Genomic DNA, 14,686 nt, shown 5'->3' on the forward strand with positions numbered 1-14,686 from the left:
TCAACCTTCCTGTGTTGCGGTGTTGTTTTGTTGCTGCAGCCTGGCCGCCACATAGTTGATCAGGCCGCCGGCGGCAATGATCTGCTGCATGAAGGGCGGCACCCGGGTGGCCTGATACTGCCAGCCGGTGGTCAGATTTTTGATCAGACCCTGTTCCACATCTATTTCCAGCTCATGGCCCGTAGCGATTTCCTCCACCGCCTCCGGGGCCTCGAAGATCAGCAAGCCGATGTTGAAGGCATTGCGGTAGAATATGCGGGCAAACGAGCGGGCAATCACACAGGATACCCCGGCCTCCTTGATGGCAATGGGGGCATGTTCCCGTGAGGAACCGCAGCCGAAATTCTTGCCGGCCACAATGATATCCCCCGGCCGCACTTGGCGGGGAAACTCCGGGTCGGCGTCCTCCATGCAGTGGGCGGCCAGTTCTCTGGGATCGGCGGTGTTCAGGTAGCGGGCCGGGATGATGGCATCGGTATCGACATCGTGGCCGAATTTCCATACTCTACCTTGAATTGTTGCGGGCACTTAAAACACCTCCTGCGGCGCGGCAATGCGGCCCAGCACGGCCGAAGCGGCGGCCACGGCCGGGTTGCTCAGGTAAACTTCACTCTCCGGGTGGCCCATGCGGCCCACAAAGTTGCGGTTGGTGGTGGCAATGGCCCGCTCTCCGGCCGCCAGAATACCGGCATGACCGCCCAGGCAGGGTCCGCAGGTGGGAGTGCTCACCGCCGCCCCGGCTTCAATGAAAATTTCGATCAGCCCTTCCCGCAGGGCCTGCAGATAAATCTGCTGGGTACCGGGGAAAATGATCAAACGCACATTGGGGTTCACTTTGCGGCCGCGCAGAATAGTGGCGGCAATGCGCAGGTCTTCCATGCGCCCGTTGGTGCAGGAGCCGATCACGGCCTGGTCGATGGGCACATGGCCCACCTCGCTGACCGGTTTGACATTTTCCGGCAGGTGCGGGCAGGCCACCGCCGGCTCCATCCGGCTGACATTGAAGTCATATTCGGCCGCGTAGCGGGCGTCCGGATCGCTCTGGTAGAAAGTGTACGGGCGTTTGGCCCGCCCCTCCACATACTGGCGGGTTACTTCGTCCGGGGCGATAATGCCGTTTTTGGCCCCCGCCTCCACCGCCATGTTGGCCATGGTCAGGCGGCTGTCCATGGACAGCACACCGATTACCGGGCCGGTAAATTCCATGGCCATGTACAGCGCCCCGTCCACACCGATCTTGCCGATGGTGTAGAGAATCAAATCCTTGCCGCTCACCCACTGGGGCAGGTCGCCGTGATAGACAAACTTGATGCTCTCGGGCACTTTCAGCCAGGTTTCGCCCAGGGCCATGGCCGCCGCCAGGTCGGTGCTGCCCACGCCCGTGGAGAAGGCGCCCAGGCCGCCGTAGGTGCAGGTGTGGGAATCGGCTCCGATAACCAGGTCGCCCGGCCCCACCAGGCCCTGCTCGGGCAGCAGGCAGTGTTCGATGCCCATACGTCCCACTTCAAAGTAGTTGGTCAGATTCTGCTCCCGGGCGAATTCGCGGAGCACTTTGGCCTGTTCGGCCGACTTGATATCCTTGTTGGGCACGAAGTGGTCGGGCACCAGGGCCACCCGCTGGGGATCAAAAACCTTGTTTACGCCAATTTTGCGAAATTCCCGGATGGCCACGGGAGCGGTGATGTCATTGCCCAGCACCAGGTCAACTTGGACATTGATCAGCTCGCCGGGCTGCACCTGCTCCCGTCCGGCATGGGCGGCCAGGATTTTTTCAGTGATGGTCATGGCCATGATTGTTTTCACCTTCTTTGAGTAGCTTGTTTACTGCGTTCAGGTAGGCTCTGGCGCTGGCCTCCAGCACGTCGGTGCTGATACCCCGCCCCACCACCACTTTTTCTCCATCTAAAGTTATTTTCAGGGTTACTTCACCGATGGCATCCTTGCCCGAAGTGACGGCGCGAATGCCCCAGTTGACCAGGGTGCAGGACAGGCCGGTCACCTTGTCAATGGCCCGGCAGATGGCATCCACCGGCCCGTTGCCGCAGGCCGCCTCCTCCAGGCGCTGTCCCTCTTTCAAAAGCCCCACAGTGGCCGTAGGCACCACGGTACTGCCGGTGGAAATGTGCAGGTAGTCCAGCGTGTATACCGGCGGCACCTGGCGGATTTCCTCTTCCACGATGGCTTCCAGATCGTGGTCGGTAATCTCCTTCTTGCGGTCGGCCAGGTTTTTAAAGCTGGTGAAGGCCTTGGCCAGTTCTTCTTCCGTAAGCACATAACCCAGCTGGGTCAGCCGTTCCTTGAAAGCGTGGCGGCCCGAGTGCTTGCCCAGCACCAGGTTGGAGTGGCTGATGCCCACGGTTTCCGGCTTCATGATCTCGTAAGTGGTGCGCTCTTTGAGCACACCGTCCTGGTGGATGCCCGATTCGTGGGCAAAGGCGTTTTTGCCCACAATAGCCTTGTTGGGCTGGATCACCATGCCGGTGAGGGTGGAAACCAGACGGCTGGTGCGGTAGATTTCCCGCGTGTTGATGGCGGTTTCCAGGCCCAGCTGGTCCCGGCGCGTGTGCAGGGCCATAACTATTTCTTCCAGCGAGGCATTGCCGGCTCGCTCGCCGATGCCGTTGATGGTACACTCCACCTGACGGGCCCCGGCACCCAGGGCGGCCAGCGTGTTGGCCACGGCCAGGCCCAGATCGTCGTGACAGTGCACGCTGACAATCACTTTTTCTATCCCCCGGGTATTTTCCATAATGTAACCGATGAAATCGGCATATTCCCCGGGTACCGCGTAACCCACCGTATCGGGAATATTTACCACCCTGGCCCCGGCGGCGATCACGGCTTCCAGCACACGGCAGAGATAGTCTTTATCCGAGCGGGAGGCGTCCTCGGCGGAAAACTCCACATCGCTGGTGAAACGGCGGGCGTAGGCCACGGCGGCCGCGGCGGCCTCCAGCACTTCCTGCCGGTTCATACGCAGTTTGTACTGCAGGTGGATGTCCGAGGTGGCAATAAAAGTGTGGATGCGCGGCTGCTCGGCCTGCTTGAGGGCCTGCCAGGCCACATCGATATCCTGCTGGTTGGCGCGGGCCAGCCCGGCCACAGTCACGCCTTTGACCTCGCGGGCAATAGCCGTCACCGCCTGCAGATCGCCCGGCGAAGCAATGGGAAACCCCGCTTCGATAATGTCTACTCCCAGGCAGGCCAGTTGCCGGGCAATCTGCAGTTTTTCCGCCGTGTTCAGGCTGACGCCGGGGGACTGTTCGCCATCCCGCAATGTAGTGTCGAAAATATAGACCCGTTTGCTCATCTGGTTAACCTGCCCTCCTAAAACAGAAATCAGACTTTAAGTCGTCGGACATTGGAAAAGGCATAACATCCACTCTGGTAAACCGTGCCAGGCTATAGCAAGCCCGGTACTAAAAAAATTAGCAGTCAATAGCTTCGTCAATGCCGCAGCCAGCCAGCACCATGGGCGACACATTTTCGGCCGCGCTGACCAGACAATTGACCAGCGCCGGACCGGAATGGCCCAGAATTTCGGGCAGCAGAGCTGTAAGCTGCTCCTCGCTCTCCACCTGGTACCCGGCAATACCGTAAGCGCGGGCCAGGGTGACAAAGTCGGGATGGAAAGCGAAATTCACTGCCATGTAGCGCCCCTCGCAGTAATACTCCTGTAGCTGGCGCACCATGCCCAGAGTATGGTTGTTCAGGATGAAAATCTTGATGGGCAGCTGCTGTTCCACCATGGTGGCCAGTTCCTGCATGGTCATCTGCAGGCTGCCGTCACCGGTGACCAGAATCACCCGGCTGTCGGGCCGGCCCAGCTGCGCACCGATGGCCGCGGGCAGGCCAAAGCCCATGGTGCCCAGCCCGCCGGACGAAATCAGGCTGCCCGGCCGTTTGAAGCGGTAGAACTGGGCCACCCACATCTGGTGCTGGCCCACGTCGGTAGCCACAATGGCCTCCCCGGCCGTGGCCCGGTAAAGGTGTTCCACCACGGCCTGGGGTTTGAGCACAGCCGCCTCTTTTTGATAGGTCAGCGGGTACTGCTCCTTCCAGGCGGCGATTTGTGCCAGCCAGGCGGCCCGCTCGCCCGGAGCCACCTTGCTGAGCAGGGCGCCCAGAATGTGTTTGACATCGCCCACAATGGGCACATCCACCCGCACATTTTTGCCGATCTCGGCCGGGTCGATGTCGGCGTGGATGATGCGGGCCCGGGGAGCAAACTGGCTGACTTTGCCCGTCACCCGGTCGTCGAAGCGCGCTCCCAGCGCAATCAGCACATCGCAGTTGGTCACGGCCAGATTGGCCGCCCGCTCGCCGTGCAGGCCCAGCATGCCCAGAAAAAGCGGGTGGTCGCCGGGAAAGCCCGAAAGCCCCATGAAGGTGTTGGTCACAGGAGCCTGGATCTTCTCGGCCAGTTCCTGGAGCTCGGCCGTGGCCCGGGCGTTCAAAATGCCTCCGCCAGCATAGATCACCGGGCGCTCGGCCTGGCTGATCAGGGCGGCCGCCTGGGCAATCTGCCCCATGTGCCCCCGGTAGGTGGGCCGGTAGCCGCGCAGAAAGACCCCGGAGGGGTACTCAAAATCTATTTCCGCCCCGGCCACATCGCGCGGCAGGTCAATGAGCACCGGCCCCGGCCGGCCGGTGGCGGCAATGTGAAAGGCATTCTTGATGATCTGCGGCAGGCGGGCCGGATCTTTTACCAGATAGTTGTGTTTGGTGATGGGCATGGTGATGCCCGTAATGTCCACTTCCTGAAAGGCGTCGGTGCCCACCTGGCTGGTGGGCACCTGGCCCGTAATCAGCACCAGCGGCACTGAATCCATGTAGGCATTGGCTATACCCGTGACCAGGTTGGTGGCCCCCGGCCCGGATGTGGCCAGACAAACCCCTACCCGGCCACTGGCCCGGGCATACCCGTCTGCAGCATGCACGGCCCCCTGTTCATGCCGGACCAGGATGTGCTTGATGGAAGACTTGTGCAGAGCGTCGTAAACCGGCAGGATGGCCCCGCCGGGATAGCCGAAGACCATCTCCACACCTTCCAGTTCCAGACAGCGCACCAGTGCCTCGGCAACCGTCATGCGCATGTATGCTCCCCCCTTTGCCCCTGGCTTCCTCCAGGGCATAACTTTCACCCGGCCAGGTTTACTTGCGCAGCCAGGGCATCATCTGGCGCAATTGCGCCCCCACTTTTTCAATGGGATGTTCCTGCTCCCGCTGGCGAATGGCGTTGAAAACCGGACGGTTGGCCTGGTTTTCCAGAATCCATTTTTTGGCGAACTCGCCGTCCTGGATCTCCTGCAGCACTTTCTTCATTTCCTTGCGGGTGTCTTCATTGATAATCCGCCGCCCCACCATGTAATCGCCATATTCGGCGGTATTGCTGATAGAGTAGCGCATGAAGCTCAGGCCGCCCTCGTTGATCAGGTCCACAATCAGCTTGAGCTCGTGCAGGCACTCAAAATAAGCCATCTCGGGAGCGTAACCGGCCTCCACCAGTGTCTCAAAACCGGCCTTGATCAGCTCGCTCACCCCGCCGCAGAGCACAGCTTGCTCGCCAAAGAGGTCGGTCTCGGTCTCCTCTTTAAAGCTGGTCTCAAACACCCCCGCCCGGGTGCAGCCAATGCCCTTGGCATAGGCCAGGGCCAGCTGGCGGGCCTGGCCGGTGTAGTCCTGGTGCACGGCAATCAGGCCGGGCACGCCGTTGCCCTGTTCATACAGGCGCCGCACCATGTGTCCCGGACTCTTGGGCGCCACCAGGAATACGTCCACATCGGCGGGCGGCACAATCTGGCCGAAATGAATATTGAAGCCGTGGGAAAACATCAGCGCCTTGCCCGGTTTCATGTGCGGGGCAATGGCCTCCCGGTACAGGGCGGCCTGCACTTCATCGGGCACCAGGATTTGAATTACATCGGCCTGGGCGGCCGCTTCCGCCGGCTCCAGCACGGTGAATCCGGCGGCCCGGGCCTTTTCCCGGCTGCGGCTGGCGGCCGGCAGACCGATAATTACATACAGACCGCTGTCCTTCAGGTTGAGCGCCTGGGCGTGCCCCTGGCTGCCATAACCCATGACGGCTATTTTCTTACCCTGTAGGTAGGCCAGATCGGCATCGTGATCATAGAAAACCTTAACCATTTGTCTTTAGTCCTCCTCGCGCTGGTTGTTTATTGTAGTAAATTTCTGGCCGCGCAGCATGGCCACCTTGCCCGTGCGCACCAGTTCCTTGATTCCGTAAGGCCGCAGCGATTCTTCAAAGGCGTTGATCTTCTCCTCGTTGCCCGTACACTCCAGAATCATGGTTTTCAATCCCAGATCCACAATGCGGGCGCGGAAAACATCGGCAATTTGCATGATTTCGCCCCGCTGGGCCGGTTCAGCGGCCACCTTGATCATGACCAGCTCGCGGTCCACGAACTGGTCAGCAGTGATGTCGCTGATCTTGATCACGTCCACCAGCTTGTGCAGCTGCTTGGTTACCTGTTCTAAAACCCTCGCGTCCCCCTCCACCACAATGGTCATGCGGGATATCTCCGGGTCATCGGTGCGGCCCACGGCCAGACTGTCAATGTTGAAACCGCGCCGGCTAAAGAGCCCGGCCACGCGGGCCAGCACCCCGGGGTTGTTTTCCACCAGCACGGCCAGGATGTGTTTCATCATACCCGGGTTCACCTCACCTTATTAATCGATGATCTGGTTGAGCGGCGCACCGGGCGGCACCATGGGCAGCACATTTTCCTCCCGCTCAATGATGAAGTCCAGCATTACCGGACGGCTTTCCTGCACGGCCTGCTCCAGGGCCGGCCGCAAACCGGCCGGGTCGGTTACGCGCAGCCCCACCGCTCCGTAGGCCTCGGCCAACCTGACAAAGTCCGGATTGATCAGTTCGGTGTAGGAATAACGGCGGTTGTAGAAAAGCTCCTGCCACTGGCGGACCATGCCCAGGAAGCCGTTATTTAGTATAGCCACATTGACCGGTAATTCGTGGTTCACCGCCGTGGCCAGCTCCTGAATGTTCATCTGGATGCTGCCATCCCCGGCTATATCAAAGACCACCTCGTCCGGGCAGGCCACCTGCACGCCGATGGCGGCGGGAAAACCGTAACCCATGGTACCCAGGCCGCCCGAGGAAATAAAGGTGCGCGGCCGGGTAAAGGTGTAGTAATGAGCCGTCCACATCTGGTGCTGGCCCACCTCGGTGGTGATGCGGGCCTGCCCGCCGGTCACCCGGTAAATCTCCCGGATCACCTGCTGGGGCTTTAAGCGGCCGTTTTCCTCGTAATCCAGAGGATATTCCTTTTTCCAGGCCTGGATTTTCTCCTGCCAGGCGCCGGGCAGTTTGGCCTGCAGGCGCTCCAGCAGCTGGCGCAGCACATATTTCACGTCACCCACGATGGGGATGTGCGCGGGCACGTTTTTGCCAATCTCGGCCGGATCCACATCAATGTGAATGATGGTGGCCTGGGGGGCGAATTCGCTGATCTTGCCCGTCACCCGGTCGTCAAAGCGGGCCCCCACCGCCAGCAGCAGGTCGCACTCGCAGACCGCGTAGTTGGCGTATTTGCTGCCGTGCATACCCAGCATGCCCAGGGAAAGGGGATGGTCGCCGGGAAAACCGCCCAGCCCCATCAGGGTGGTGGTCACAGGCGCCAGCAGCAGCTCGGCCAGCTGGAGCAGTTCCCGGTGCGCCCCGGCCACCACCACCCCGCCGCCGGCGTAAATCACCGGCCGCTGGCTGGCCATGATGGCCGCCGCCGCTTTGTTCAGCTGTTCTTCATCCCCGTAGAGCACCGGATGGTAGCCGGGCAGATCCACCGGACCGGGATCCTGGTACTCGGTTTCCCCGCCGGAAACATCGCGGGGAATATCCACCAGCACCGGACCGGGTCGCCCCGTGCTGGCAATGTAAAAGGCTTCTTTCACCGTACGGGCTAAATCGTTAATATCCTTAACTAAATAGTTGTGTTTGGTAATAGGCAGAGTAATGCCGGTAATGTCGGCCTCCTGGAAGGAGTCCCGCCCCAGCAAGGCCGACACCACCTGCCCGGTAAAGGCCACCATGGGCACCGAGTCCATATAGGCATTGGCAATGCCGGTAACCAGGTTGGTGGCCCCCGGCCCGGAAGTGGCCAGACAAACGCCCACTTTACCCGAAGCGCGGGCATAGCCGTCGGCGGCATGGGCGGCACCCTGTTCGTGGCGAGTCAGGATGTGCCTGATATCGGCATCGTACAGAGCATCATAAATGGGCAGCACCGCACCGCCGGGATAACCGAAAATAACGTCCACACCCTGTTCCTTCAGACATTCCACCAGGATCTGCGCACCGGTCATTTTCATGGCATAAAGCACTCCTTATATATTAAAGGGTTCGCCCCGTACAGCGCCGGGGCCATTAAGCGCTGCCGGTTATCTTTCGAGCACTGCCCCCGTGCTGGCCGAGGTCACCAGCCGGGCATAACGGGCCAGATAACCCTTCTCCACCCGCGGGCGGGGCGGTTGCCAGGTCTCCCGGCGCCGGACCAGTTCTTCCTCGGAAAGCCGCACATCCAGGCGGCAGGCCGGAATGTCAATTTCAACAATATCCCCGTCCTGCAGCAGGGCGATGGGCCCGCCTTCGGCCGCTTCCGGCGAAACGTGCCCGATGGAAGCGCCCCGGGTGGCTCCGGAAAAGCGGCCGTCGGTAATCAAGGCCACGTCTTTGTCCAGGCCCATGCCGGCTACTGTGGCCGTAGGGGCCAGCATTTCCCGCATCCCCGGACCGCCTTTGGGACCTTCGTAGCGGATCACCACCACGTCGCCCTTTTGCACCCGCCCCGCCTGCAGGGCCGCAACGGCTTCCTCCTCGCTGTCAAATACCCGGGCCGGACCACTGTGCCGCAGCATTTCGGGTGCCACCCCGGCTTTCTTCACCACCGCCCCCCGGGGCGCCAGATTGCCCCGCAGCACGGCAATGCCCCCCTGCGGGCTGTAGGGGCTGGACAGCGGGCGGATCACCTCGGGCCGCCGCACCTGCCGGCCCTCCAGCAGCTGGCCCAGCGTGCGACCGCTCACGGTCTGCGCATCCAGATGCAGCAGCCCTCCTCCGGCCAGTTCGGCCAGCACGGCCATCACTCCACCCGCTTCATCCAGATCCTGCATGAAATGATCACCCATGGGGCTGAGCCTGCACAGGTTGGGGGTCTTTTCACTCACCCGGTTGATCAGGTCCAGGTCGATGTCCACCCCGGCCTCGTGGGCAATGGCCGGCAGGTGCAGCACGGTGTTGGTGGAGCAGCCCAGGGCCATATCCAGAGCCAGGCCGTTGGCAAAGGCCTGGGCGGTCAATATTTGCGAAGGCCGCAGGTCCCGGCGTACCAGTTCCACGGCCTGCATACCGGTCATTTTGGCCAGGCGGCGGCGGGCCGCACTGACGGCCGGTATGGTGCCATTGCCGGGCAGGGCCATGCCCAGGGCTTCGGTTAAACAGTTCATGGAGTTGGCGGTGAACATGCCGGCGCAGGAGCCGCAGCCCGGACAGGTAGCCTCTTCCATGACCGCCAGCTCCTGCTCGCTCATCCGGCCGGCCCGCACCGCCCCCACACCTTCAAAGATATTGCTGAGAGCTACCGCCCGGCCCTGGAAGTTACCGGCCAGCATGGGGCCACCGCTGATCACAATGGCCGGAATGTCCAGGCGGGCTGCCGCCATGAGCATGCCGGGCACAATCTTGTCACAGGCGGTCACCAGCACCAGGCCGTCAAACATGTGGGCCTGGGCCATGGTTTCCACGCTGTCGGCAATCAGCTCCCGGCTGGCCAGCGAATAGCGCATGCCGCTGTGGCCCATGGCTATGCCGTCGCAAACAGCAATGGCCGGAAACTCCACCGGCGTCCCACCGGCCAGGCGCACACCGGCCTTGGCCGCTTCGGTGATCTCCCGCAGGTGCATATGGCCGGGCACAATTTCATTGAAAGAGTTGACCAGGCCAATCAGCGGCCTTTCCAGTTCGGCATCAATATAGCCTAGCGCCCGGAGCAGCGAACGGTGGGGCGCTCTGTCCAGCCCTTTTTTAATAGCGTCACTGCGCATCAATAATACCCCCATCCCAGAAAAAACTGAAAAGCCTTCCGCCCGCTGGCAGGTGAAAACACCTGCCAGGGACGAAAGGCCTTTTACCTTCCGCGGTACCACCCTGATTTGCTCCGCGCCTCACGGCCCGGAACCCCTTGTGTGTCCCCATCAGGACACGGCTTTGCTAACGGGGCGCCACCCCGGCTCAGCCTACTGGCTCCAAGAAAGCTCCTGCACGGCAACTTTCCGGCGTTCAGCCTGCGGCTCCAGGGCGATGCGTTTCACCTTGTGCCGGCACCGGTTTTCAGCTCCCCCGGCTCTCTGTGGCCTGGCTTTTGGGCAAGGCTACTTCTTCCCCTTCACAGCCTTTTGCGAACTTGAAAACAATTCTACTAAAAAGCCCCCGCACTGTCAAGCAAGTTTTTGTTAAATCTATTTAGTCAAAATACTTTCAGAAAATAGAGGATTTTTTTTTCTTGCTGTCGAAAATGTCCAATCAAGGTATCTTGCCAAATCATACCCAACCACGGCATGGAGCCGCCTTTGCCGGAACGGAAAAGAATTCCGTCCACCGCCAGGGCGGCTTTTTGTTATCTACCGCAAAATTCATGGTCAGGAGGTATTTCTATGCCAGAAGATCATAAAAGCCCCCAATTCTGGGCTACCGCCTGGGAAGAAGCCCACCAGCATTCGGCGCGCCAGCGGCGAAAAAACTTCCACCCCGTGGATTTCTGGAACAAAATGGCCGCCCACTTTGAGCGCTGGGCCGATCATGGCCGTAACCAGAATCGCGTAAATACTGTGCTCAAGTGGCTGGGACAACATCAGGTCCTGGATCAAAGCAGCCATATTCTGGATATTGGCGCAGGGGCCGGAGTCTTCACCCTGCCTTTTGCCCGATTGGCTGCCCGGGTTACCGCCCTGGAGCCTGCTGCCGCCATGTGCCAAATCTTGCGCAAGCGCTTGCAGGCGGCAAGTCTGACCAATGTTGAGTTTTGCGACACTCCCTTCGAACTGCTGGATCCGCAGCAGGCCCGCATGGCCGCCAGCTACGACCTGGTTTTTGCCTCTCTCACCCCCGGGGTGCGAGACGTGGCAACACTGCACAAAATGGAACACTGCTCCCGCCAGTGGTGTTTTCTGTGTTGTTTTGCTGGCGAACGCATAGCGCCGGCCCGCCAGGAGCTGTGGCAACAGATCATGTCCGGACCGCTGGTCTGGCCAGCCAATGAAATCATCTACCCGCTCAACTATCTTTATAACCGCGGCACACCCTTCTCCTGTTTCATCTGGGACGAAGACTGGAGCGAAGAACTGCCAGTGGATTTGGCCGTGGAAACCCTGACCCAGTTTTTTGCCGGTTATTGTGAAATAACACCCAGCATCGAGCAAACCATTACCCGCTATGTTCAGGAAAGGGCCCAGAACGGGTATTTCCTGGAAGAATATCGCTCCCGTCTGGGCATGCTGCTGTGGAAGACGGGTCAGATCCGGTAATTTTCAAATCCAGGTTTTTAGGAGGTATGCCTTTATGTTCAAAAAATTCCAGGTGGGTTACAGCAAATTATTGCCACTTGTGCTCCTTCTTTCTCTTTTCGCTTTGCTCTATGCTGGAGCATCCTGGACCGACAGCAGCAAACAGGAACTGATCATTGGTCTGGGCCGGGATTTTTACGAGGGTCCGGAGAGTACCCACTTTGTCCATGGCAGCACAGGACTGTGGGAAGGCCTTACTTATATTGATGACAATTTGCGTCCCGTGCCCTGGCTGGCTGAAAAACTAACACCGGATAAAAGCAACCAGACCTGGACTGTTACCCTGCGCCCGGGCATCAAATTTCATGACGGCACACCTTTGAACAGCGCTGCTGTGGTAAAAAGTGTCCAGCGCATGGCCATAAATCCCAAATTTGACGAATATGGAACTTTTCTCAATCTAAAGAGTGTCCGCGCTGTAGATGACCGCACTGTCCAATTCGTATTCAAGGTGCCCGAGCCGGCTTTCCCGGCCAAAGTAGCTTACCACGGCTGCTCCATATACAGCCCCAATAGCTTTGACAGCAGCGGCAAGTTCACCCAGCCTTACGGCACCGGCCCGTTCAAGTTTGCCCAGTATAAAAAAGGGGAATCTTTAACCCTGGTGGCCAACAAAGATTACTGGGGAGAAAAACCTCGTTTGGCAAAAGTAACCTTTAAGTACATTCCTGATCCTACTACCCGCCTGGCCGCCCTGCAAAGTGGCCAAATCCATGCCATCATCGATGTAGGGGGTATCATGCCCGAACAGGCAGCACTGGTCAAGAAAAATTCCAAACTCCAGCTTTATGAGCAAGTGGTCAACACTTCGCACTATATTGTCTTCAACACACGCCAGGCCCCGTTTAATACACCGGAAATGCGCCGGGCCGTCAGCCTGTCCCTGAACCGGGCACAGATTGTACAAAAGTTGCTGTACGGTTACGGCAAACCGGCTGATACTCTGTTCTCGCCCCTAGCCAAAGACTGGACGGTAACAGGGCTCTGGCCATACAACAAGACCGAAGCGCAAAAGCTGTCCAAAGCAGCCCGGGTTCCCGCGGATAAACGCAGTGTCACTATCCTGGTGAACAGCGCACTGGCCAACCGCTGGCCCTACAAAGCGCTGGCCGAAGTCTTACAGCAAGAATTGAAAACATTTGGTCTGAGCCCACAAATAAAAATGATGGAAATGGCTGCCTGGAAGGAGGCGATCAAAAAAGGGAATTATAATCTGACCATACACCCCTATACACTGATGACTGGCGATCCAGATTTCTTCATCGGACGCTGGTTGAGCTCAAACGGACAGATGAATCAAGAACGGGGCATGGGATATAAAAATACCCGGGTTGATAACATGATCCAGGAGGCGGCTGCTCAGGGCAACGCGACCAAACGCCGCCAGCTTTATCAAGAGATCCAAAAAATTGCCGCTCAGGACGCGCCTATCATTCCGGTTTACCATGATGTTTGTCTCTATGCCACCCGCAAAGAAGTAAAAGAACTGCGGCTGGATTCCCTGTTTAAGCCCAGTCTTGCCAGAGCATACATCCAATAGCCCGGATAGAAAGCAAAAATTAAATGTCAAGTAATTTTGATTAAAAAAGCCCTGCGTAAAGCAGGGCTTTCAGAGTGTTGACAAACACCATTGTTTCAAAAGCTGGCCAACGTGAATTCGTTGTTTTTGTATCAATTTGGAAAGCAACAATAAATATCGTAGCTTCGAGCCACCTGACTTCCAAAGCCAGGTGGCCAATTTTTTCAGATTCATGGCAGCAAAAGTAAGCATCGCCTGCATGGACACCTTCTCCAAACCGCGTAAGGTTGTCCAACGCATGCCATGCTTTTCCTTAGCATCGGCAAAGACGCGTTCGATGGTTTCTTTACGCATCGCATACAATCGTTTGTTTTCTTCCGTGTGCCTTAAATGTTCTGCTTCTTCCACATACTCCGCCCAGATGTGACGGCTAATGCGTTTGGTAACATCTTTGCTTTCGGTACACCGGGGAAGCAATGGACAATCTTTGCATTTGTCCGGGTTGGAACGGTACACCCGGTACCCTTCCCGTGTGGTTGTTTCATACTCCAAGATTTCATTTTGAGGACAGATGTAACAATCGTAGTATTCGTCATACACATACTCGTGTTTGTGTAAAAAACCGTCTTTCGTATGGGGTCTGGTATAGGGCATGACCGGACGAATGTTTGCATCCAGGCACCTTTTTGCGATATACGGCGTTTTGTAACCGGCATCGAGCGCAATGGCTTTTGGCAGCCCAAACCGCCGGGTGACTTTTTCCAGTACCTCATCAAACACCTGGCTGTCATGCACATGGGCTGGCGTCACATGCGTTCCCAACACAAAACCATGCCGGTCACACGCCGTATGAAACGAGTAGGCAAAGACCCGTTCTTTTTCACTTTTGACAAAAAGCCCACTATCAGGGTCGGTGGTGCTGGTTTTCACCTCCTTGACCACGGGTTGGTGCTTTTTTGGCAACGGTTTCTTTCCATGGGCTATCCGGTCCTGGTTGATTTCTTCTTCCAGTTGGGCTTGGTATTTTTTGCTTTGTTCCTGGATGAGGGTTTTGGTGTACTTGTGTTTATTGGCGCTGGCCTTGACATGGGTGGAGTCAATAAACAATACTTCCGGGTCTACGAATCCATGACGAACGGCTTCTTCGAGGATGCGTTGGAAGATGGTTTCAAAGAGGTTGGTACCACGGAACCGGCGGACATAGTTTTTCCCGAAGGTGGAGAAATGAGGAATGGGTTGGGTGAAGTCATAGCCGATAAACCAACGATAGGCGACGTTGGTTTCGATTTCTTTAATGGTTTGGCGCATGGAACGGATGCCAAAGAGGTATTGGATTAAAACGATTTTGATTAACACGACCGGGTCAATGCTGGGCCGTCCAGTAGCTTGGCTGTATTTATCTTGAACAAGGTCGTAGATGAAGCTAAAGTCGATGGCTTGATCGATTTTCCGTAACAAGTGGTCTTGAGGAACTAATTGTTCTAATGAGAAGAAAGAAATCTGATAACGTCCTTGATTGTAGATCGTAAAATAGAATTGACCCCCGCTAGTCAAGTAAAACTGACCCAC

General features: G+C 58.0%; 11 protein-coding genes. 2 read left to right on the forward strand and 9 right to left on the reverse strand.

Annotation, left to right across the window (positions count from 1 at the left end; genetic code table 11):
• The 8 genes from leuD to ilvD form a co-directional block, all read right to left on the reverse strand.
• Positions 1 to 528: a 3-isopropylmalate dehydratase small subunit gene (gene leuD / locus ACUVTU_RS09260; protein WP_445889677.1), complete on the reverse strand. Its 528-nt coding sequence runs from the start codon at positions 526 to 528 to the stop codon at positions 1 to 3.
• The gene (gene leuC / locus ACUVTU_RS09265) at positions 529 to 1,791 is read right to left on the reverse strand and encodes a 3-isopropylmalate dehydratase large subunit (protein ID WP_445889678.1); all 1,263 of its coding nucleotides are present in this window, start codon (positions 1,789 to 1,791) and stop codon (positions 529 to 531) included.
• Positions 1,772 to 3,310, reverse strand: a complete 1,539-nt coding sequence (locus ACUVTU_RS09270; protein ID WP_445889679.1) for a 2-isopropylmalate synthase — start codon at positions 3,308 to 3,310, stop codon at positions 1,772 to 1,774. Before ACUVTU_RS09270 ends, leuC begins: the two co-directional genes overlap by 20 nt.
• A 118-nt stretch (positions 3,311 to 3,428) precedes the next feature.
• Positions 3,429 to 5,096 carry a biosynthetic-type acetolactate synthase large subunit gene (ilvB, locus tag ACUVTU_RS09275; RefSeq protein WP_445889680.1) on the reverse strand — a complete coding sequence of 556 codons (1,668 nt, stop codon included), beginning with the start codon at positions 5,094 to 5,096 and terminating at the stop codon, positions 3,429 to 3,431.
• A 58-nt stretch (positions 5,097 to 5,154) separates the two neighbouring features.
• On the reverse strand, positions 5,155 to 6,147 hold the full coding sequence (gene ilvC, locus ACUVTU_RS09280) for a ketol-acid reductoisomerase (RefSeq protein ID WP_445889681.1): 993 nt from the start codon (positions 6,145 to 6,147) through the stop codon (positions 5,155 to 5,157).
• Between the two features lie 6 nt (positions 6,148 to 6,153).
• On the reverse strand, positions 6,154 to 6,666 hold the full coding sequence (ilvN, locus tag ACUVTU_RS09285; RefSeq protein ID WP_445889688.1) for an acetolactate synthase small subunit: 513 nt from the start codon (positions 6,664 to 6,666) through the stop codon (positions 6,154 to 6,156).
• A 24-nt stretch (positions 6,667 to 6,690) separates the two neighbouring features.
• Positions 6,691 to 8,349 carry a biosynthetic-type acetolactate synthase large subunit gene (ilvB, locus tag ACUVTU_RS09290; protein ID WP_445889682.1) on the reverse strand — a complete coding sequence of 553 codons (1,659 nt, stop codon included), beginning with the start codon at positions 8,347 to 8,349 and terminating at the stop codon, positions 6,691 to 6,693.
• Positions 8,350 to 8,418: 69 nt separating this feature from the next.
• Entirely contained in the window at positions 8,419 to 10,080 is a 1,662-nt protein-coding gene (gene ilvD, locus ACUVTU_RS09295; RefSeq protein ID WP_445889683.1) for a dihydroxy-acid dehydratase, read from the reverse strand.
• A 609-nt stretch (positions 10,081 to 10,689) separates the two neighbouring features.
• Between ilvD and ACUVTU_RS09300 the strand changes: the two genes are divergently transcribed.
• Both ACUVTU_RS09300 and ACUVTU_RS09305 read left to right on the forward strand, forming a co-directional pair.
• Positions 10,690 to 11,559: a class I SAM-dependent methyltransferase gene (locus tag ACUVTU_RS09300; protein ID WP_445889684.1), complete on the forward strand. Its 870-nt coding sequence runs from the start codon at positions 10,690 to 10,692 to the stop codon at positions 11,557 to 11,559.
• Between the two features lie 34 nt (positions 11,560 to 11,593).
• Positions 11,594 to 13,138 carry an ABC transporter substrate-binding protein gene (locus ACUVTU_RS09305; RefSeq protein ID WP_445889685.1) on the forward strand — a complete coding sequence of 515 codons (1,545 nt, stop codon included), beginning with the start codon at positions 11,594 to 11,596 and terminating at the stop codon, positions 13,136 to 13,138.
• A 69-nt stretch (positions 13,139 to 13,207) separates the two neighbouring features.
• On the opposite strand, the gene ACUVTU_RS09310 is transcribed toward ACUVTU_RS09305, so the two are convergent.
• Entirely contained in the window at positions 13,208 to 14,641 is a 1,434-nt protein-coding gene (locus tag ACUVTU_RS09310) for an IS1182 family transposase (RefSeq protein ID WP_445889689.1), read from the reverse strand.
• Between the last annotated feature and the right edge of the window lie 45 nt (positions 14,642 to 14,686).

It is taken from the genome of Desulfurispora sp., from assembly GCF_052744395.1.